Genomic DNA, 19981 nt, shown 5'->3' with positions numbered 1-19981 from the left:
TGTGGACGGCCGGGCTTCCATGGCCGGTCGCGGGCACGCCTCGCCGGTGGCCGGCTCGCCGGGTTGGGCCACCGGCCGGCCGGTCAGAGCAGCATCAGGCCCGCGCACACCGCCGTCGCCATGACGGCGCCCGCCGCCGTCACGACCAGTGCGCCGGCCGGTGGGGCCGGGCGGCGGGCGGTGAGGGCGAGCAGCCGCCGGTGCGCCAGTGCGAGGAAACCGACCCACAGCAGCGCGGCCAGCGCCGCCGGCACCCATCCCCGGCCCGTCCTGAGCGCCTCGCGGGCGGCCAGGGCGACGACCACCGCGAACGCCAGGGTGGTGCGGCGCCACGCGAGGCGGGTGCGTTCCGGCTGGGCGCCCGGCGGGGTGGGTGGCGGCGTCACCCGTGCACCACCACGGCCACGATGACGACACCGGCCGTCACGGCCGTGGCGACCGCGAGCACGGCGGGGAAGCGGCTGGCGGGCAGGTCCTCGCCCCGGCGCATCGCGCGCTCGACCCGCGCCCAGTGGTTCACGGCCCGCAGCGCGCACACGGCACCGCCCACCAGGAGGACGACCGCCACGGCCACCCGCAGCGGCCCCGGCAGGCCGGTCAGAAACTGGTCCACCGCTATACCGCCCGCCAGCAGCGCGAGCGCGGTCCGCAGCCACGCGAGGAACGTCCGCTCGTTCGCCAGGGAGAACCGGTAGTCCGGCTGTGTCCCCCCGGCACGCACCGCGTGCGGCGAGAACCACAGCCGCACCGCCTCCCTGGTTCGTCGGATCATGTGACGAGCCTAGGCGCAGGTCGGGGCACGGGCCTGGCAGACTGCCGCCATGCCGGCGCGGCGCACCCGCCGCGCACCGGCGCGTGGCCGCGGGCGCCGGGGCGGTGCCCGCCGGCGGCCGTCGCCGTGCGCCCCCGTCCGTCCCCTCCTCCGTCCGCCTCCGACCGACCCCGCTCCCCGTCACCGCCCAGGGAAGGCCGCCGTCCCCTGAACACCGCGCTCGCCGAAACGATCTCCGCCGTCCTCCTGGCCGCCGTCCTCTTCGGCGCCGTCTTCCGGCCCCGGGGCTGGAGCGAGGCGGTCATCGCCGTGCCCGCGGCCGTCCTCGTGGTCGCCATCGGCGCCGTCCCCGCCGATCACGCGGCCGACGAACTGGCCCGTCTCGGCCCCGTCGTCGGCTTCCTCGCCGCCGTCCTGGTCCTCGCCACGCTCTGCGACGCCGAGGGCCTCTTCCGGGCCTGCGGCGCCTGGATGGCCAGGACGTCGGCGGGCAGCCCGCACCGGCTCCTCGCCCACGTCTTCGCCGCCGCGTCCGTCATCACGGCCGTCCTCAGCCTCGACGCCACGATCGTGCTGCTGACCCCGGTCGTCTTCGCGACGGCGGCCCGCGCCGGCACCGGCGCGCGGCCCCACGCGTACGCCTGCGCCCACCTGGCGAACACCGCCTCCCTCCTGCTGCCGGTCTCCAACCTGACGAACCTGCTCGCCTTCACCGCGAGCGGCCTCGGGTTCGCCCGCTTCGCCGCCCTCATGGCCCTGCCCTGGCTGGCCGCCATCGCCGTCGAGTACGCCGTCCTGCGCCACTTCTTCGCCGCCGACCTCGCCGCGCCCGCCCGCCCGGGGACGCAGGAGGACCCGCGGTGCCGGTCTTCGCGCTCGTCACCGTCCTCGCGACCCTGGCCGGCTTCGTGGCCGGGTCCGCCGTGGGCCTCGAACCGGTGTGGGCCGCCACCGCCGGCGCCGCCGTCATGGCCGTGCGCGCCCTGGCCCGCCGCCGTACGACGCCCGCCGACCTCGTCCGCTCGGCGAGCCCCGCGTTCCTCGCCTTCGTGCTCGCCCTCGGTGTCGTCGTGCGTGCGGTCGTCGACAACGGGCTCGCCGACGCCCTCGGCCACGTCGTCCCCGACGGCTCGTCGCTGCCCGCCCTCCTCGGCCTCGCGGCCCTCGCGGCGCTGCTCGCCAACCTCGTCAACAACCTCCCCGCCGTCCTCGTGCTGCTTCCCCTGGCAGCGCCCGGCGGCCCCGGCGCGATCCTCGCCGTGCTCATCGGCGTCAACATCGGCCCCAACCTCACCTACGCCGGCTCCCTCGCCACCCTCCTGTGGCGCCGCGGCCTGCGCGCGCACGGCACCGACGTGCGGCTCGGCGAGTTCACCCGGCTCGGGCTCCTCACCGTGCCCGCCACGCTCCTGGTGTCGGTGCTCGCCCTGTGGCTCTCCCTCCGCGTCATCGGCACCTGAATCCCGGCTCCCGCCCGGCCGCGCGGCATCATGAACGCGCGCCCCACGCCCCCGCAGAGAACGGCACCGCCCATGCCAGAGCAGCGCCCCGCCATCGACCTCAACGCCGACCTCGGTGAGGGCTTCGGCCGCTGGAGCCTCACCGACGACGACGCCCTCCTCACCGTCGTCACCAGCGCCAACGTCGCCTGCGGCTTCCACGCCGGCGACCCCGCCACCATGCGCCGCGTGTGCGAACTCGCCGCCGCCAGGGGGGTCGCCATCGGCGCCCAGGTCGGCTACCGGGACCTCGCCGGCTTCGGCCGCCGCGCCATGGACGTCCCCGCGCCGGAGCTGGCCGCCGACGTCGCCTACCAGATCGGTGCCCTCGACCTCTTCGCCCGGGCCGCCGGCGCCGGGGTGGCCTATGTGAAACCCCACGGCGCCCTCTACAACCGCGCCGTGCACGACGCCGGACAGGCCGCGGCCGTCGTCGAGGGCATCACCCTGGCGGGCCGGCCCCTGCCCGTCCTCGGCCTGCCGGGCTCCCGCCTCCACGAAGCCGCGGCCGCCGCCGGACTCCCCACGGTGGCCGAGGCGTTCGCCGACCGCGCCTACACCGCCGCCGGCACCCTCGTGCCCCGCACCGAGCCCGGCGCCGTCGTCACCGACCCGGACACCGTCGTCGAACGCTCCATCGGCATCGCGCGTGACCATGTGATCACCTCCCGTGACGGTCAACGGATCGCCGTCCGCGCGGGTTCCCTGTGCCTCCACGGGGACACCGACAGCGCCACCGACCTCGCCCGCCGCGTCCGCGCCGCCCTCACCGCGGCCGGGATCACCCTGGAACGCTTCGCATGAACATCATCCCCTTCGGCGACCACGCCCTCCTCGTCGAACTCGCCACCGCCGGGGAGACGCGCGCCCTCCACGCCGAACTCCTCCGCCGCCGCGCCGCCGGCACCCTGCCGCCCGTCACCGAGATCGTCCCCGCCGCCCGCACCGTCCTCATCGACGGCCTCGCCGACCCCGCCGCCCTCGCGCGCGACCTGCCCCGCCACCCCGTCCCGCCGCACAGCCCGTCCGCCGCCCGCACCGTCGAGATCCCCGTCCGCTACACAGGACCCGACCTCGAAACCGTCGCCGAACTGTGGGGCATGCGCCCGGACGAGGCCGCACGCCGCCACGCCGAGACGGTCCACACCGTCGACTTCTGCGGCTTCGCCCCCGGCTTCGGATACCTCACCGGCCTCCCCGAGCGGTACGCCGTACCCCGCCGCGCCACGCCCAGGACCTCCGTCCCCGCCGGTTCCGTCGCCCTCGCCGGCCCCTACACCGGCGTCTACCCCTCGGCGTCCCCCGGCGGCTGGCAGCTCATCGGCACCACCGACGCCGTCCTGTGGGACACCGGCCGCGACCCGGCCGCCCTCCTCACCCCCGGCACCCGCGTCCGCTTCGTCCCCGTCACGACGCCCGGACAGCACGGAAAGGACGCCGCGTGACTCCGCCCCCAGACCGCTCCTGCACCGTCGTACGCCCCGGCGCCCTCACCACCGTCCAGGACCTCGGCCGCCCCGGCTTCGCCCACCTCGGCGTCCCCCGCTCCGGAGCCCTCGACACGCCCGCCCACCGCCTCGCCAACCGCCTCACCGGCAACCCGCCCGAAGCCGCCACCCTGGAGACCACCCTCACCGGCTGCGCCCTCCGCCCCCACCACCCCGTCACCGCCGCCGTCACCGGCGCCCCCTGCCCCGTCAGCGTCGACGGACGGCCCGCGCCCTGGGGCCTGCCCGTCCACGTCCCCGCCGGCGCGCTGCTCGACATCGGCCCGGCCACCGGCGGCGTACGGTCCTACGTCGCCCTCGCCGGCGGCGTCACGTGCCCGCCGGTCCTCGGCAGCCGCTCCACCGACCTGCTCTCCGGCCTCGGCCCCGCCCCGCTCACCGCCGGAGCGGTCCTGCCCCTCGGCACCCCGGCCGCCCCGCCACCGCCCGCCGACGCCGTCCCGCAGCCCGCGCCGCCCGCCGAACTCGTCCTCCCCCTGCGCCTCGGCCCCCGCGACGACTGGTTCACCCCCGACGCACCCCGCGTCCTCGCCACCGGCCGCTACCGCGTCGCCCCCGCCTCCAACCGGGTCGGCCTGCGCACCGAGGGCCCCGCCCTCACCCGTGCCCGGACCGGTGAACTCCCCAGCGAGCCCATGGTCCTCGGCGCCGTCCAGGTCCCGCCCGACGGCCTGCCCGTCGTCTTCCTCGCCGACCACCCCACCACCGGCGGCTACCCCGTCGTCGGCACCGTCCCGCCCGCCGCACTCGCCGCCGCCGCGCAGGCACCGCCCGGCACCCCGGTCCGCTTCGCGCCGTACCGCCGCTGACCCGCACACCGCACGAACCCGCGTCACGCCCGTTGACGCGGCGCCGCCCGCCCCCCAGGATCGGGTCACGACAGCGCCCCGGCGGGACGGGCACGGGCGGCGGCGGGGGAGAGGGGCGGACGACGGGCATGGCGTACGACGCCGACGTGATCGTGATCGGAGCCGGCCTCGCCGGTCTCGCCGCCACCGCGGAACTCACCGACGCCGGCCGCCGCGTCATCCTCGTCGACCAGGAGCCCGAGGCGTCCCTCGGCGGCCAGGCCCACTGGTCGTTCGGCGGCCTCTTCCTCGTCGGCACGCCCGAACAGCGCCGCCTCGGCGTCCGCGACAGCCACGCCCTCGCCTGGCGCGACTGGCTCGGCACCGCCGGCTTCGACCGCCCCGAGGACCACTGGCCGCGCCGATGGGCCGAGGCCTACGTCGACTTCGCCGCCGGCGAGAAACGCGCCTGGCTGCGCGGCCTCGGCATCCGCTTCTTCCCCGTCGTCGGCTGGGCGGAGCGCGGCGCCGGGGACGCCACCGGACCCGGCAACTCCGTCCCCAGGTTCCACATCACCTGGGGCACGGGGCCCGGCGTCCTCGCGCCGTTCGTCCGCCGCGTCCGCCGGGCCGCCGGCGCCGGCCTCGCCGACCTGCGGTTCCGGCACCGCGTCACCGGCCTCGCGCGGAACGCCGACGGCTCCGTGGACACCGTCACCGGCGACGTCCTCGCGCCCAGCGCCGCCCGCCGCGGCACGGCCAGCAACCGCCGCACCACCGGCGCGTTCGCCCTCCGCGCGCAGGCCGTGATCATCGCCTCGGGCGGCATCGGCGGCAACCACGACCTCGTGCGCGCCCACTGGCCGGCCCGCCTCGGCAGCCCGCCCGCCGACCTGCTCTCCGGCGTGCCAGCGCACGTGGACGGCCGCATGCTCGGCACCGCGGAGGCCGCCGGCGCCCACCTCGTCAACCGCGACCGCATGTGGCACTACACCGAGGGCATCGCCAACTGGGACCCCGTCTGGTCCCACCACGGCATCCGCATCCTGCCCGGCCCGTCGTCCCTGTGGCTCGACGCGGCGGGCAGCCCGCTGCCGCCGCCGCTCTTCCCCGGCTTCGACACCCTCGGGACGCTGGCGCACATCACCCGTACCGGGTGGGACCACACGTGGTTCGTCCTCACCCGCCGCGTGGTCGAGCGGGAATTCGCGCTCTCCGGCTCCGAGCAGAACCCGGATCTGACCGGGAAGCGCATACGAGACGTACTGGGCCGGGCGCGTTCCGGGGCGCCCGGCCCGGTGCGGGCCTTCCTCGACCGGGGCGCCGACTTCGTGGTCGAACGCGACCCCGAGGCCCTCGTCCGCGGCATGAACGCCCTCACCGGCGACCGTCCCCACCTCGACGCCGCCGCCCTGCGCCGCACCCTGGAGGCCCGCGACCGCGGACTCGCCCACCCGTTCGGCAAGGACCTCCAGCTCACCGCCGTCCGCGCCGCCCGCCGCTACCTCGGCGACCGCCTCGTCCGTGTCGCCGCCCCGCACCGGATGCTCGACCCCGCCGCGGGGCCGCTCATCGCGGTCCGCCTGCGCGTCCTCACCCGCAAGACCCTCGGAGGCCTGCACACCGACCTGTCCGGCCGGGTCCTGACACCCGCGGGCGAGCCGCTGCCCGGTCTCTACGCCGCCGGCGAGGCCGCCGGGTTCGGCGGGGGCGGGATGCACGGCTACCGCTCCCTCGAAGGCACGTTCCTCGGCGGCTGCCTCTTCTCCGGACGCATCGCGGGACGCGCCGCCGCACGCGCCGTCTCCTGACCCCGCCCCGCGCGCGCCGGGACCCATCGGCGACCCTGGTGGTCGAACCCCACCCCCGATCACCAGGGAGAACGCCCCGATGGCCCCCGCATCCACCGTCCACGACGTCATCGTGCTGGGCCTCGGCGGCATGGGCAGCGCCGCCGCGGACCACCTCGCCTCCCGGGGCGCCCGCGTCCTCGGCCTCGAACAGTACGAACCGGCGCACGCCCGCGGTTCGAGCCACGGCGGCTCCCGCATGACCCGTCAGTCCTACTTCGAGGGCGCCGCGTACGTCCCCCTCCTCCTGCGTGCCTACGAGTTGTACGAGCGCCTCGAACGCGCCACGGGCCGCTCCATCGCCACACTCTGCGGCGGCCTCATGATCGGCCGCCCCGACAGCCGCACCGTCAGCGGCAGCCGCCACGCCGCCGAGACCTGGGACCTGCCGCACGAGATCCTCGACGCCGGGCAGCTGCGCCGCCGCTTCCCCACCTTCACCCCCCACGACGACGACGTGGCCCTCCTCGAACCGCGCGCGGGCCTGCTGCGTCCCGAGGAGACCGTCCTGGCCCAGCTCGAACACGCCGGCGCGGCCGGCGCCGACCTGCGCTTCGGCGAACCGGTCACCTCCTGGGAATCCCTCTCCGGCGGCCGGGGCGTACGGGTCACCACCCCGCTCGCCACGTACACGGCGGGGCACCTCGTCGTCTGCCCCGGTGCCTGGGCGCCGGACGTCCTCGCCGACCTCGGCGTGCCGCTGACCGTGGAGCGCCAGGTCATGTACTGGTTCCGCCCGTCGGGCGGCACCGCCCCGTACACGCCGGACCGCCACCCCGTCTGGATCCGGGAGGACACCGGAGGCACCCACCTCTACGGCTTCCCCGCCGTCGACGGCCCCGACGGCGGCGCGAAGACCGCCTTCTTCCGCACGGGACCCGTCCGGGCCTGCTCGCCAGGGACGATCGACCGCGCGGTCCACCCGGAGGAGACCGCGGCCATCGCCGCCCACGCGGCCCGGATCCTGCCCACCCTCCCGGGCGGCGGCCTCCTGCGCGCCGCCACCTGCATGTACACGACCACCCCGGACGAGGACTTCGTCATCGCGCCGCATCCCGGCCACCCCGACACCACGGTGGCCTGCGGGTTCTCCGGGCACGGGTTCAAGTTCGTCCCCGTCGTCGGCGAGATCCTGGCCGACCTCGCCCTCACCGGCGGCACGGACCACCCCATCGACCTGTTCCGCCCCGACCGGTTCCGCACCGCACCGGACGCCTGATGGGAGCGGCGCGGCCCCGCGCCCCCTCGCCGGAGGGGACGCGGGGCCGCGCCGTGCCCGGGGGGTTCAGCTCCCCGCAGGCTGCGTCGGGCGGGTGCCCACGCCGGGCGACCCCTCGTCCCCGGTGGTGGGGCCGATGCGGATCTCGAAGTCGCCGTCGTACTTCTCGTTGCCGGCGATCACCGCCATCTCGACGGCCTCCTCGCCCCGCATGCCGCGCACGATCAGCGGATCGTGCCGCAGGTCGCGCATCAGCGCCGCGCACAGTCCGACCATCACGATGGCGAACGGCACGGCGGCCAGGATCGTGAGGTTCTGCAAGCCGTCGAGCGCCGTGGATCCGCCGCCGCCGACCATGAGCATGACCGCGCCGACGGCGCCCGTCAGCACGCCCCAGAAGACGACGACCATGCGGCCGGGCTCCAGCGTGCCGCGCTGCGACAGGGTGCCCATCACGATGGACGCGGCGTCGGCGCCCGACACGAAGAAGATGCCGACCAGGATCATCACGAGGATCGTCGTGAAGCCGGCGATCGGGTACTCGCGCAGGACGGCGAAGAGCTGGCCCTCGGTCGTCGACTCGTCGGTGAGCCCCGCGCCGTTCTCCTCCAGGCGCATCGCCGTGCCGCCGAAGATCACGAACCACACGAGGCTGACGGCGCTCGGCACCAGGATCACGCCGCCGACGAACTGCCGGATCGTGCGGCCCCGGCTGATCCGCGCGATGAACAGGCCGACGAAGGGCGTCCAGGAGATCCACCACGCCCAGTAGAAGACCGTCCAGCCGGACAGCCAGCCGGCCACGCCCTCACCGCCGCTGGCCTCCGTGCGGGCGGCCATCCCCGGCAGGTCGTCGATGAACGACCCGATCGAGGTGGGCAGCAGGTCCAGCATCAGCACGGTCGGGCCGACGACGAACACGAACAGGGCGAGCAGCCCGGCCAGAACCATGTTGATGTTGGACAGCCACTGGATGCCCTTCGCGACACCCGAGACCGCGGACAGGATGAACGCCGCCGTCAGCACCGCGATCAGCGCGACCAGCAGGCCCGTGCCGACGTTGTCGAGCCATCCGAGCTCCTCGATGCCGCTGCCGATCTGCAGCGCGCCGAGACCGAGCGACGCCGCCGACCCGAACAGGGTGGCGAAGATCGCGAGGATGTCGATGACGCGGCCGACCGCGCCGTTCGCGTGCTTCTCGCCGATCAGGGGCGTGAACACGGCGCTGATCGTCTGCCTGCGCTTGCGCCGGTAGGTGCTGTACGCGATGGCCATGCCGACGACCGCGTAGATGGCCCAGGGGTGCAGCGTCCAGTGGAACAGCGTCGTGGCCATGGCGGTGGCCATGCCCTCGCCCGCGTCGTTCGGCGACGTGCCGGGCGGCGGGGACGTGAAGTGGCTCAGCGGCTCGTTCACGCCGTAGAACATCAGCCCGATGCCCATGCCGGCGCTGAACATCATCGCGACCCACGACACGGTCTTGAACTCGGGCTTCTCGCCCTCGGAGCCCAGGGTGATCCGCCCGTACTTGCTGATGGCGAGCCACAGCGCGAACACGACGAACGCCGAGGCGGCGAGCACGAACGCCCACCCGGCGTTGTGGATGATGCTGTCCAGCGCCGACGACGACGCGTCGGCCAGCGAGTCCGTCCCGATCGCCCCCCACAGGACGAACGCGAGCGTGATCGCGGCCGTCACACCGAAGACCACGGGGTCCGTCCGCGGAGTGGTCAGGGACGGACGCCGCGACGACGTCGCAGGACCCCGGATCTCTCTGTCGCCTGGCACGCTGTGGGACCTTTCTCTCGGCCCGTACCGCCACGGATAGCTGTACGGGGAAACGACCTAACGCGTCGCGGCTACCCCGGATCACACGGATCATGCGTGCCAATGCATCGGCCGTTCACCTGCCCTTCTCGCCCAGCGTAGTCACTCGATCGCCCAACGCGTTCGAGGGCCGCGCCGTTCCCGGGCGCCGGAGCGCGCGTTCGGCGGACCACCGCCGGGGCCGTCCGGGGCCGCGCTCGTTAGCCTGGGCGGCGGCAGCCGCACGATCGAGGGAGATGATTCCCGGTGTACGCATCCGAAGAGTCGTGGCGCGAGGTCGACGCCTATTTCGCCGACACCCTCGTCGCCGAGGACGCGGCGCTCGCCGAGGCCCGGGCCTCCGGGGCGCGGACCACGCTCCCGCGGGGCGAGGTGTCCCCGGTCCAGGGCGGGCTGCTCTCCCTCCTGTGCCGCACGGCGGGCGCGACCCGCGTCCTGGAGTTCGGCACCCTGGCCGGCTACAGCACCATCTGGATGGCGCGCGCGGTGGGGGAGGGCGGCCGCGTGACGACGCTGGAGCTGACGGAGCAGAACGCCGCCATAGCCCGCGCCAACCTGGAGCGCGCCGGGGTCGCCGACCGCGTGGAGATCCTCCTCGGCCCGGCGGCCGGGACGGCGCAGCGGCTGATCGAGGCCGGCACGGAGCCGTACGACTTCGTGTTCATCGACGCGGACAAGCCGAGCAACCCGGTCTATCTCCGGGCGGCCCTGGCGCTGACGCGTCCCGGCAGCCTCATCGTCATCGACAACGTCGTGCGCAACGGCGCCGTCACCGACCCCGACACGACGGACGACCGGGTCAGGGGCGTCCGCCAGGCCCTTGCGGACATCGCGGCGAACCCGGACCTGGAGGCGACGGCGCTGCAGACGGTGGGCGTGAAGGGCTGGGACGGCTTCACACTGATCCGCCGCCGCGCCTGACCACCGCACACCGCCTCCCGGCCCCGGACACCCCCGCACAACGGCGGCACCGGGGCCGGTTCCGTACGAGTCGTAGAGCGTCGCGAAACGTGCAAAAGTGGGAGACAAGCCGTCACCCCGAGGTCGCGACATGAGCGAGAGCAGGCGCAATCCGACGTCCCCACCGGCGCCGCTGCCCAAGGACTGGCCGGTCCATCCCGACACCTCCCTCGCCCTCAACCGCATGGGCAGCTTCGACTGGGACCTCGACGCCCACCGCCTGCACCTCGACGACGCGGCCCTCGACGTCTTCGACCTGCGGCCCGAGGAGTACGACTCGCACCCCCAGTCCCTCGCCGGCCGCGTCCCGCGGGCCGAGGCGGAACGGCTCGACGCGCTCCTGCGGCAGGCCATCAGCCAGGGCGACAGCGGTTACGGAGCGTACTTCCGCATCCGGCGCCGTACCGGCGTCACCCAGTGGACCCACACGCAGGGCCACATCGAACGCGACCGCGACGGCCGCCCCCGCCGCATCATCGGGATCGTCCGCGACGCCACCGCCGAGCTGTCCCACGCCGTGGACCGCGAGGCGATCTCCATGCAGCGGCGCAAGCAGACCAGCGTCGTGGAGGAGACGACCCGCGCCATCGCCAACGCCCGCACGGTGCGCGACGTCACCGACATCCTCACCGGCCCGCACGGCCTCGGGCGCATGGGCGACCTGCGGCTGCGGCTCGGCCTCGTCGAGTCGGGCCGGCTGCGCATGGTCGCCGGCGGCCTCGACTCGCCGCCCGAGCTGGAGCACCAGCGGCTGGAGGACGACCTGCCGATGAGCGAGGTCACGCGGAGCCGCGCGCCGCTGTTCCTCTCCTCGCGCGCCGAGTTCGCCACCCGCTTCCCGCGCCTGCGCGACGGCCTGGCCAGGTACAACGTGTCGGCCGCCGCCTATCTGCCGCTCACCGCCCAGGGCACGGCCCTCGGCGGTCTCGGCCTGCTGTTCCACGGGCAGCGCGACTTCCCGCCCGAGGAGCGCAACCTGCTCGTCGCCCTGAGCAGCGGCATCGCGCAGAGCCTCCAGCGCGCCGTCCTGTACGAGCAGGAGCACGACCTGGCCGCCGACCTCCAGCGGGCGATGCTCCCGCGCACGGTGCCCCGCGTGCCGGGTGCCGGAGTCGCCGTCCGCTACCGCTCCGCCCGCATCGGACGCGACATCGGCGGCGACTGGTACGACGTGATCCCCCTGCCCGGCGGGCGCGTCGCCACCGTCATCGGCGACGTCGAGGGCCACGACACCCATGCGACGACCGTCATGGGCCAGGTACGGACCGTCCTGCGCGCCTACGCCGCCGAGGGCCACCCGGCGGGCGTCGTGATGGCACGCGCCTCCGCCTTCCTGAACGGCCTCGACACCGACCGGTTCGCGACGTGCGTGTACGCCGAACTCGCCCCCGCCACCGGCCGCCTGCGCCTCGTCCGGGCCGGGCACCTCGCCCCCGCCCTGCGCACGGCCACGGGCGACTGCACGCTGCTCGACGTCCCCGGCGCCCTGCCCCTCGGGATGGACCTCACCGGCACCGAGACCGAGCACCCCGTGCAGGAACGCGTGCTGGAACGCGGCGAGACCCTGCTCCTGTACACGGACGGCCTCATCGAGCGGCCCGGCTGGGACCTGGACGAGGGCATGGAGCTGCTGACCGACTCCCTGCGCGAGGGGCCGGAGGACCTGCAGGAGCTGGCCGACCACATGTCGGGGATCCACCCGGGACCCGAGGAGGACGACATGGCGCTCGTGCTGCTGCGCCGGCAGTGAACCGGCCCTCAGGGTCTGTCCGGCGGATCCTGCCTGTCTCGCGACGCCGGCCACGGCACCTCGCTGTGGTTGCCGTATCGCGCGAACACGACGGGTATGAACTGCGATCCGGCGCCTTGCGATGCACCGCGTCCGACGCCGCGAGCCGCGCCAGGACCCGCCGGACAGACCCTAGACGCCCCGTACGGCGCCCGCGCCGCGCGTGATCTCGGACCAGACGGTGCAGCCGCCCGCCGCGTCGGGCGACAGGATGCCCCAGCGGTGCGCGAGGGCGTCCAGGAGCAGCAGGCCGCGCCCGCACTCGTCGTCGGCCGGCGGGTGGTGCGGCGCGCGCTCCTCCGGCTCGGGGCCGGCCCCCTCGTCCGTGACCTCGATGCGCAGGGTGTCACCGCGTGTCGCGATGCGGCACACGACCCAGTTGCCCCCCGAGTGCAGGACCGCGTTCGTCACCAGCTCGGAGATGACGAGCAGCGCCGTGTCCCGCGTGTCGCCCCCGATGCCCCACAGCGACAGCCGCTCACCGGCCCGGCCCCGCGCGGCGGCGACGGCGACGGGGAGCGCGGGGAGTTCGAACCGGTCTCTGCGTTCCCGCAGGTCCGCGAGGGGTCCGCGCGGATGCGGAAGCTGCGTCGTGCCGAGCGAAGGGTGCACGGGCGGGTCGCCTTCCAGGAGGCCCGGGGGAGAGCCGGTGTGGACGGGGAGCGGTGTGGGTGTTAACTATGCGCAATGCTGTGGGCAGAGCGCAAGAGGAGTTCTGCAATTCGCAGAGCGCGAAATCACATCTGTCGATGCCGCTACGGGGTGTGGCAAACTTTGCCCGGAACCGGGAGCTGACCACCCGGTGGCACAGGACGCGAACGGGCCGCAGGGGAGGCGACGTGGCAGAAGCACGGTCGGGGCCGACGGTCGGGCAGATCGTCCTCGGACTGCGCCTGCGGGACCTGCGCGAGCGCGCGGGCTGCACCTTCGCCGACGCCGCGAACGCCCTCAGCGTCAACACGACGACGGTCCGGCGCATGGAGAAGGCGGAGGTCGGCCTCAAGCCGCTGTACGTCAAGGCCCTTCTGGAGCGCTACGGCGTCCCCGCCGACGAGGCCGCGTCCTTCCTGCGCCTCGTGGAGGAGGCCAACAGGCCGGGCTGGTGGCACCGCTTCCGCGACGTCCTGCCCGACTGGTTCAGCCTGTACGTGAGCCTGGAGAACGAGGCGAGCCTCATCCGGGCCTACGAGCCGCACTGTGTCCCCGGTCTCCTGCAGACCCCCGACTACGCGCGTGCCCTCCTGCGCACCGGTTTCGCCGGCGCGCCCGACAAGGAGATCGAACGCCGGGTCGACCTGCGCATGGAGCGTCAGGACCTCCTCGACCGCCCCCGCGCACCGCTGCTGTGGGCCGTCATCGAGGAGCACGTCCTGCGCCGCCGCGTCGGGTCGCCCGCGATCATGCGCGCGCAGATCGACCGGCTGATCGCGGCGACGGCGCTGCCGAACGTCACGCTGCAGGTCATGCCTCTCAACGCGGGTCCGCATCCCGGCATGTTCGGGCCGTTCCAGCTCTTCAGGTTCGAGATCCCGGAGCTGCCCGACATCATCTACGCCGAGAGCCTGACCGGCGCGGTCTACCTCGACGAACGGCCCGACACCGTGGCCTACCTCGAGGTGCTCGACCGCATGGGTGCGCAGGCCGCACCCGTACAGGACACCGAGGCCCTCCTCGGTGCGATTCGCAAGGAGCTCTGACACCCATGGGTCATGAGAAACGCCGCTCGGCGGTGGGCATATACAACGGCATGCCGGCGAGGGAGCTGGGCAGCGAGGGCTGGCACAAGCCGTGGAGCGGCCCCAACGGCGGCAACTGCGTCGAGGCCATGAAGCTGGCCGACGGGCGCGTGGCCCTGCGCCAGTCCACCGATCCGGACGGGCCGGCGCTGATCTACACCCTCCGCGAGATCGAGACGTTCATCCGTGGCGCGAAGCGCGGCGAGGCGGACTTCCTGCTCGCCTGACGCGGGCACGGCGCCGCGCCACCGCGGACGAGACGTGACGGACCCCCCGGCCCGAAGGAGGCCGGGGGGTCCGTCGCTGTCCGCGCCCGCCGCTCAGTGGTGCGTGCGGAGCGCCACTTCCCGCACGAACAGGGTGAGCAGCAGCGCCACGAGCGCCGCGGGGGCGGCGAACAGGAAGATGTCCGCCACGCCGTGCCCGTACGCGCTCTCCAGGACGGTGCGCACCGGCCCGGGCAGCGTGTCCATGTCGGGGATGCTGCCGCCGGTGCCCGACTGCGCCGGGTTGATGCCCAGGGTGCGCAGGCCGTCCTCGCTGTAGGAGGTGACACGGTTGGCCAGCAGCGCGCCGAGCGCCGAGACGCCGATCGCGCCGCCGAAGGAGCGGAAGAACGCGACGACGGAGCTGGCGACGCCGAGGTCCTTCGGCTCGACCTGGTTCTGCGTGGCGAGGACGAGGTTCTGCATCATCATGCCGACGCCGAGCCCCATCAGGGCCATGAACAGCGCGACGTGCCAGTACGGGGTGTCGTAGCGGATCGAGCTGAGCAGGCCGAGGGCGGCGGTCAGGAACACGCCGCCGGTGACGAGCCAGTACTTCCACCGGCCGGTGCGGGTGATGACCTGCCCGGAGACGGTGGAGGAGACGAACAGGCCGGCGATCATCGGGATCGTCATCACGCCGGACATCGTCGCGCTCTGGTCACGGGCGAGCTGGAAGAACTGCCCGAAGAACACGGTGCCGCTGAACATCGCTACACCCACGAACAGCGAGGCGACCGACGTCAGCGTGATCGTGCGGACGCGGAACAGCCGCAGCGGGATGATCGGGTCGCTCGCCCTGCTCTCCACGACGAGGAACAGCACGGCCAGCGCGATCGACCCGCCGACCATCAGCGCGGTCTCCACGGACGCCCACGCGTACTGGTCACCGGCCAGCGTGACCCAGATCAGCAGCAGCGAGACGGCGGCGGTGATCAGCAGCGCGCCCGCCCAGTCGATCCGGACCTCGCGGCGGACCGTGGGGAGCCGCAGCGTGCGGTGCAGCACGATGAGGGCGAGGACGGCGAACGGCACGCCGATGTAGAAGCACCAGCGCCATCCGAGACCGGGCGTGTCCGTGAGCACACCGCCGATCAGCGGGCCGCTGACCGTCGCGACGGCGAACGTGGCGCCGAGGTAGCCGCTGTACCGGCCGCGCTCGCGGGGCGGAATCATCGCGGCGAGGATGATCTGCGACAGCCCCGTCAGCCCGCCGACGCCGAGACCCTGCACGACCCGGACCGCGATGAGCATGCCGGAGTTCTGCGAGAGACCGGCGACGATCGATCCGGCCACGTAGATGATCAGCGAGATCTGGATCAGCGTCTTCTTGCTGTACAGGTCAGCGAGCTTGCCCCAGATCGGCATCGACGCGGTCATCGACAGCAGCGTGGCGGTGACGACCCAAGTGTAGGCGGACTGGCTGCCACCCAGGTCGCTCACGATCTGCGGCAGCGCGTTGGTGACGATCGTCGAGGAGAGGATGGCGGTGAACATGCCGAGCAGCAGCCCGGACAGTGCCCGCATGATCTCCGAGTGCGTCATCGCCACCGCACCGCTCGGAGGCGTACGGGCTATGTCGGCCGGCGTGGTGGCATCCTTACTGTGCGTGGTCACTTTCTCCCAATCGGTAGCAATCCCGGCTCCGACGATACGACAAGGTGCTTACTACACGTAAACGAATTGGGGAAAGCTTTAGTCAACGTGAACGCGGGTGTTGAATAACCGGCGCCACTCGGCTACGGTCCGCGCCGCCCGGTCACGCTTCGAAGAACGTCGCCGAGAGCACCGCCGCCACCTTGCGCGCCTGCTCCTCCGACAGCTCCACGACGGCCGTCGGCTCGGCCTCCGCCGACGCGAAGACGTACAGGTCCCGCGTGCCCCCGTTCCTGACCACCACGGCGATCCGCCGCTGCGGACCGGCCAGCTCGATGTCGTACCGCTTGCCCACGCCCGGCAGGTCCTCGACCCGCACCTCGTCGCCCGCACCGCCCACGACCGGCTCCTCTCCACCGCCCGCCGGGACGACCCGCTCGTCCCGGAACGCCCCGATTCTGCCGCGCGACGCCGCCGGATCCCCGTCGCGCCGCGCCCCCCTGACGGTCCGCCGGCCGGGCGCGTCGTACCCCTTCGATACGGTGGGACCCCGGTCACCGCCCAGGAAGGACGGTCCGCCCATGCGACTCCCACGCCCCCGGCGGCGCGTACGGCTCCTCGCGGCCGTCGGCGCGCTGCTGGTCCTCGCGGGCGCCGCCACCTGGGCCGTCCGCAGCGGGGACGCACCCGCCGTGCACCGGGCCGACCGGGTCATGGAGCTGCCGGAGAGCCCGGGCAGCGACCGCACCGTCCGTATCGACACCTCCTTCTTCACCGCGGGGGACGACGGCGCCCGCCGGCCCGCCGTCCTCATCGGCCACGGCCTCGGCGGCAGCAAGGACGACGTGCGGGAGGAGGCCGAGGACCTCGCCCGCGCCGGCTACGCCGTGCTCACCTGGTCCGCCCGCGGCTTCGGCGACTCCACCGGCCGCATCGGCCTGAACGACCCGGACGCCGAGGTCGCCGACGTCCGTCACCTCATCGACTGGCTCGCCGGCCGGCCCGAGGTCGGGCTCGACGGCGAGGGCGACCCGCGCGTCGGCATCACCGGCTCCTCCTACGGCGGCGCCGTCGCCCTCCTCGCCGCCGGCCACGACGACCGCGTCGACGCCATCGCCCCCCGCGTCACGTACTGGGACCTCGCCGACGCCCTCTTCCCCGGCGGCGTCTTCAAACGTCTGTGGGCCGGCATCCTCTTCACCACCGGGACCACCGACACCACCACCGACCCCGACACCGCCGGCGACTCCGGCACCGACCCCGGCTGCGGCCGCTTCACCGACGAGCTGTGCGCCCTCTACGAACGCGTCGCCACCGCCGGCGCTCCCGACCGGGAGGCCACCGACCTCCTCACCGCCCGGAGCCCCGCCGCCGTCGCCGACCGCATCGACGTCCCCACACTCATCACCCAGGGCCAGCACGACTCCCTCTTCCCGCTCGACCAGGCGGACGCCATGGCCGACGCCATCGCTGCCAACGGCGCGCCCGTCGCCGTGGACTGGGTGTGGGCCGGACACGACGGCGGCGTCTCCGAGGCCGACCGCACCGAGGGCCGCGTCACCGACTGGTTCGACCGCTACCTGCGCGACGACCCCGGGGCCGACACCGGCCCCGCGTTCCGCGTCACCCGCGTCACCGGCTTCGACTCCACCAACGGGGACACGCTCCTGCGCAGCGCGTCCGCCGACACCTACCCCGGGCTCGCCGGCACCGACAGCGTGACGATCCCCCTCACCGGCGACGCCCGCACCATCGCCACCCCGCCCGGCGGCGCACCGCCCGCCGTCTCCGCCGTCCCCGGCCTCACCGGCGCGCTCGGCCGCCTCGCCGCACCTGGCCTCGGCATCACCCTCGACTTCCCCGGCCAGTACGCCAAGTTCGACTCCGAGCCGCTCACCGAGGCCGTCCGCGTCACCGGCGCCCCCACGGTCCGCGTCCGCGTCACCTCCGACGCGCCGTCCGCCGTCCTGTTCGCCAAGGTCTACGACGTGGCGCCCGACGGCGGCGCCGAATCCCTGCCGGCCCAGCTCGTCGCCCCCGTCCGCCTCGACGGCACCGACACCGGCCGCACCGCCGAGATCACTCTCCCCGCCATCGACCACCCCTTCGAGGCCGGCCACCGCATGCGCCTCGTCATCGCCACCACGGACATGGGGTACGCGTCGCCCGCCGAACCCGCCACCCACACGGTCGCCCTCGCCGGCGACGGCCTCACCGTCCCCACCGCATCGGCCGTCACCACCACCGGCACCGGCCTCCCAGCGTGGACCTGGGGCCTCCCCCTCGCCGGCGCCGCGCTCGCCGCCGCGCTGCTGCTCACCGGCCGCCGCCCCACCGCCGCGCCCGCGCCCGACCCGCTCCTCGCCGGCACACCGCTGCGCATCACCGGCCTCACCAAGCGGTACGCGGGCTCCGCCGACCGGTACGCCGTGCACGACGTGTCGTTCGAGGTCGCCCGCGGCCAGATCCTCGGCCTCCTCGGCCCGAACGGCGCGGGCAAGACCACCACGCTGCGCATGCTCATGGGCCTCATCACCCCCGACGCCGGGGAGATCCGGATCTTCGGGCAGGCGGTGCGCCCCGGCGCGCCCGTCCTCTCACGGGTCGGCGCGTTCGTCGAGGGAGCCGGCTTCCTGCCGCACCTCACCGGCCGCGCCAACCTGGAGCTGTACTGGCGCGCCACGGGCCGCCCGGCCGCCGACGCCCACCTGGCGGAGGCCCTGGAGATCGCGGGGCTCGGCGGCGCGCTGGAGCGCCCCGTCCGCACCTACTCGCAGGGGATGCGTCAGCGGCTGGCCATCGCGCAGGCCATGCTGGGCCTGCCGGACCTCCTCATCCTCGACGAGCCGACGAACGGCCTCGACCCGCCCCAGATCCGCGCCATGCGCGAGGTGATGACCCGGTACGCCGCCGGCGGCCGCACCGTCATCGTCTCCAGCCACCTCCTCGCCGAGGTCGAGCAGACCTGCACGCACCTGGTCGTCATGGACGGCGGACGGCTCGTGCAGGCCGGGCCGGCCGGCGAGATCGCGGGCTCGGGCGACACCCTCCTCATCGGCACGGACGAGCCCGTCACCGGGGAGCTGACCGCGCGGGTGCGGGAGCTGCCCGGTGTCGCCGCCGCCGAGCCGGTGGACGAGGGGCTCGTCGTCACCCTCGACGGCCTGTCCGCCGCCGGCCTCGTCGCGAAACTGGTCGGGCTCGGCGTCCCCGTCCGCAGCGCGGGGCCGTACCGCCGCCTGGAGGACGCGTTCCTCACACTGATCGGAGGTGCCGGGTGACGCCCCCGCCCGCCGCCACGTCCGTGCCGGACGCCGCCCCGGGGTACGTGCCCCGGCGGACCCTGCCGGTACGGGTCGAGGCCGTGCGGCAGCTCCGGCGCCGCCGCACCCTCGTCATCGGCGCCCTGCTGGTGCTGCTGCCCGCTGTCGTGGCCGTCGCGTTCGCCGTGGGCGGCGGCCCGGACGACACCGGCGCGACCTCGCTGGTCGACACCGGCACCGTCTCCGGCCTCAACTTCGCCGCGACCTGCGTGTTCCTGTCCGCGGGATTCCTGCTCGTCGTGCCCGTCGCCCTGTTCTGCGGGGACACCGTCGCCGCTGAGGCGGGGTGGTCGTCGCTGCGTTACCTGCTCGCCGCGCCCGTGCCCCGGTCCCGGCTCCTGCTGGTCAAGCTGTGGGTGGCGCTGCTGTTCAGCCTCGCCGCCATGGTCCTGCTGCCGTTGTCCGCCCTCGCCGTCGGGACCGCCGCGTACGGCTGGGGTCCTCTCGACCTGCCCACCGGCGGCGGCCTGCCGCCCGGCGAGGCCATCGGCCGCCTGGCCGTCACCGTCGCGTACGTGTTCGTCTCGCAACTGGTGACCGCCGGACTGGCCTTCTGGCTCTCGACCGTGACCGACGCGCCGCTCGGCGCGGTCGGCGGTGCGCTGGGCCTCACCATCGTGGGGTCCATCCTCGACGCCGTCACGGCGCTGGGGGAGTGGCGGGAGTTCCTGCCCGCCCACTGGCAGTTCGCGTGGACCGACGCCTTCGGGTCACAGCCGGAGTGGGGCGCCATGACGCGGGGCGCCGCCGTGTCGGTCGCGTACGCGCTGGTGCTGTTCGCCCTCGCGTTCCGGAGCTTCCGCACCAAGGACATCGTGTCGTGAGCGCGCCGCCCCCGGCGCCGCGCG

The 19981-nt window shown here is 74.4% G+C and carries 17 protein-coding genes and 1 pseudogene; 12 read left to right on the top strand and 6 right to left on the bottom strand.

The genetic code is table 11. The features are described 5' to 3' along the window. Positions 1-83 precede the first annotated feature (83 nt). Together EMA09_RS03445 and EMA09_RS03440 are read right to left on the bottom strand one after the other, a co-directional pair. Complete coding sequence (locus tag EMA09_RS03445) at positions 84-386, bottom strand: DUF202 domain-containing protein (RefSeq protein WP_129838760.1); 303 nt, start codon at positions 384-386, stop codon at positions 84-86. After that, positions 383-772: a DUF202 domain-containing protein gene (locus tag EMA09_RS03440; protein WP_129838758.1), complete on the bottom strand. Its 390-nt coding sequence runs from the start codon at positions 770-772 to the stop codon at positions 383-385. Before EMA09_RS03440 ends, EMA09_RS03445 begins: the two co-directional genes overlap by 4 nt. Before the next feature lie 207 nt (positions 773-979). Here EMA09_RS03440 and EMA09_RS03435 point away from each other — a divergent pair. The 6 genes and pseudogenes from EMA09_RS03435 (at position 980) to solA (ending at position 7636) form a co-directional block, all read left to right on the top strand. Next, positions 980-2232, top strand: a pseudogene (locus EMA09_RS03435) (SLC13 family permease). Between the two features lie 72 nt (positions 2233-2304). Continuing rightward, on the top strand, positions 2305-3075 hold the full coding sequence (locus tag EMA09_RS03430) for a 5-oxoprolinase subunit PxpA (RefSeq protein WP_206305890.1): 771 nt from the start codon (positions 2305-2307) through the stop codon (positions 3073-3075). Next, on the top strand, positions 3072-3716 hold the full coding sequence (locus EMA09_RS03425) for an allophanate hydrolase subunit 1 (RefSeq protein WP_129838755.1): 645 nt from the start codon (positions 3072-3074) through the stop codon (positions 3714-3716). The genes EMA09_RS03430 and EMA09_RS03425 overlap by 4 nt, the downstream gene beginning before the upstream one ends. Beyond that, a complete protein-coding gene (locus tag EMA09_RS03420) occupies positions 3713-4588 on the top strand; it encodes a biotin-dependent carboxyltransferase family protein (RefSeq protein ID WP_129838753.1) in 876 nt (291 codons plus the stop codon). The genes EMA09_RS03425 and EMA09_RS03420 overlap by 4 nt, the downstream gene beginning before the upstream one ends. A gap of 128 nt (positions 4589-4716) precedes the next feature. Beyond that, positions 4717-6378 carry an FAD-binding dehydrogenase gene (locus EMA09_RS03415; RefSeq protein WP_129838751.1) on the top strand — a complete coding sequence of 554 codons (1662 nt, stop codon included), beginning with the start codon at positions 4717-4719 and terminating at the stop codon, positions 6376-6378. A gap of 79 nt (positions 6379-6457) precedes the next feature. Beyond that, positions 6458-7636, top strand: a complete 1179-nt coding sequence (gene solA / locus EMA09_RS03410) for an N-methyl-L-tryptophan oxidase (protein WP_129838749.1) — start codon at positions 6458-6460, stop codon at positions 7634-7636. Positions 7637-7702: 66 nt separating this feature from the next. Here solA and EMA09_RS03405 read toward each other — a convergent pair whose 3' ends face one another. Beyond that, complete coding sequence (locus EMA09_RS03405) at positions 7703-9406, bottom strand: BCCT family transporter (RefSeq protein ID WP_240796616.1); 1704 nt, start codon at positions 9404-9406, stop codon at positions 7703-7705. A 303-nt stretch (positions 9407-9709) separates the two neighbouring features. Here EMA09_RS03405 and EMA09_RS03400 point away from each other — a divergent pair, with 303 nt between their 5' ends. Together EMA09_RS03400 and EMA09_RS03395 are read left to right on the top strand one after the other, a co-directional pair. Next, positions 9710-10384 (top strand): O-methyltransferase, encoded by a 675-nt coding sequence (locus EMA09_RS03400; RefSeq protein WP_129838745.1) that lies wholly within the window; start codon positions 9710-9712, stop codon positions 10382-10384. A gap of 130 nt (positions 10385-10514) precedes the next feature. After that, on the top strand, positions 10515-12173 hold the full coding sequence (locus tag EMA09_RS03395; RefSeq protein ID WP_129838743.1) for a SpoIIE family protein phosphatase: 1659 nt from the start codon (positions 10515-10517) through the stop codon (positions 12171-12173). A gap of 171 nt (positions 12174-12344) precedes the next feature. Here EMA09_RS03395 and EMA09_RS03390 read toward each other — a convergent pair whose 3' ends face one another. Next, the gene (locus tag EMA09_RS03390; protein ID WP_168220631.1) at positions 12345-12824 is read right to left on the bottom strand and encodes an ATP-binding protein; all 480 of its coding nucleotides are present in this window, start codon (positions 12822-12824) and stop codon (positions 12345-12347) included. Positions 12825-13051: 227 nt separating this feature from the next. Here EMA09_RS03390 and EMA09_RS03385 point away from each other — a divergent pair, with 227 nt between their 5' ends. Together EMA09_RS03385 and EMA09_RS03380 are read left to right on the top strand one after the other, a co-directional pair. Further along, a complete protein-coding gene (locus EMA09_RS03385) occupies positions 13052-13909 on the top strand; it encodes a helix-turn-helix transcriptional regulator (protein WP_129838739.1) in 858 nt (285 codons plus the stop codon). Between the two features lie 5 nt (positions 13910-13914). Beyond that, entirely contained in the window at positions 13915-14175 is a 261-nt protein-coding gene (locus tag EMA09_RS03380; protein WP_129838737.1) for a DUF397 domain-containing protein, read from the top strand. 93 nt (positions 14176-14268) lie between these two features. On the opposite strand, the gene EMA09_RS03375 is transcribed toward EMA09_RS03380, so the two are convergent. Beyond that, positions 14269-15759: an MDR family MFS transporter gene (locus EMA09_RS03375; protein WP_129843808.1), complete on the bottom strand. Its 1491-nt coding sequence runs from the start codon at positions 15757-15759 to the stop codon at positions 14269-14271. Positions 15760-15973: 214 nt separating this feature from the next. Beyond that, the gene (locus EMA09_RS28790) at positions 15974-16393 is read right to left on the bottom strand and encodes a hypothetical protein (RefSeq protein ID WP_240796213.1); all 420 of its coding nucleotides are present in this window, start codon (positions 16391-16393) and stop codon (positions 15974-15976) included. On the opposite strand from EMA09_RS28790, the gene EMA09_RS03365 reads away from it, so the two are divergent. Next, positions 16392-19091, top strand: a complete 2700-nt coding sequence (locus EMA09_RS03365) for an alpha/beta fold hydrolase (protein WP_129838735.1) — start codon at positions 16392-16394, stop codon at positions 19089-19091. The two genes, EMA09_RS28790 and EMA09_RS03365, sit on opposite strands and share 2 nt — an antisense overlap. Beyond that, positions 19088-19957 carry an ABC transporter permease subunit gene (locus EMA09_RS03360; RefSeq protein ID WP_129838733.1) on the top strand — a complete coding sequence of 290 codons (870 nt, stop codon included), beginning with the start codon at positions 19088-19090 and terminating at the stop codon, positions 19955-19957. The genes EMA09_RS03365 and EMA09_RS03360 overlap by 4 nt, the downstream gene beginning before the upstream one ends. Positions 19958-19981: the final 24 nt, after the last annotated feature.

This window comes from Streptomyces sp. RFCAC02 (assembly GCF_004193175.1).
Taxonomy (GTDB): domain Bacteria; phylum Actinomycetota; class Actinomycetes; order Streptomycetales; family Streptomycetaceae; genus Streptomyces.
The sequence above is the reverse complement of the archived record's forward strand: the minus strand, read 5'-3'. Positions and strand labels throughout refer to the sequence as shown.

Excerpts from the sequence above, each read along its gene's own strand:
- EMA09_RS03380 (WP_129838737.1), top strand. The coding sequence starts at position 13,915 with ATGGGTCATGAGAAACGCCGCTCGGCGGTGGGCATATACAACGGCATG.
- EMA09_RS03425 (WP_129838755.1), top strand. The coding sequence starts at position 3,072 with ATGAACATCATCCCCTTCGGCGACCACGCCCTCCTCGTCGAACTCGCC.
- EMA09_RS03395 (WP_129838743.1), top strand. The coding sequence starts at position 10,515 with ATGAGCGAGAGCAGGCGCAATCCGACGTCCCCACCGGCGCCGCTGCCC.
- EMA09_RS03430 (WP_206305890.1), top strand. The coding sequence starts at position 2,305 with ATGCCAGAGCAGCGCCCCGCCATCGACCTCAACGCCGACCTCGGTGAG.
- EMA09_RS03375 (WP_129843808.1), bottom strand. The coding sequence starts at position 15,759 with ATGACGCACTCGGAGATCATGCGGGCACTGTCCGGGCTGCTGCTCGGC.
- EMA09_RS03365 (WP_129838735.1), top strand. The coding sequence starts at position 16,392 with ATGCGACTCCCACGCCCCCGGCGGCGCGTACGGCTCCTCGCGGCCGTC.
- solA (WP_129838749.1), top strand. The coding sequence starts at position 6,458 with ATGGCCCCCGCATCCACCGTCCACGACGTCATCGTGCTGGGCCTCGGC.
- EMA09_RS03440 (WP_129838758.1), bottom strand. The coding sequence starts at position 772 with ATGATCCGACGAACCAGGGAGGCGGTGCGGCTGTGGTTCTCGCCGCAC.
- EMA09_RS03415 (WP_129838751.1), top strand. The coding sequence starts at position 4,717 with ATGGCGTACGACGCCGACGTGATCGTGATCGGAGCCGGCCTCGCCGGT.
- EMA09_RS28790 (WP_240796213.1), bottom strand. The coding sequence starts at position 16,393 with ATGGGCGGACCGTCCTTCCTGGGCGGTGACCGGGGTCCCACCGTATCG.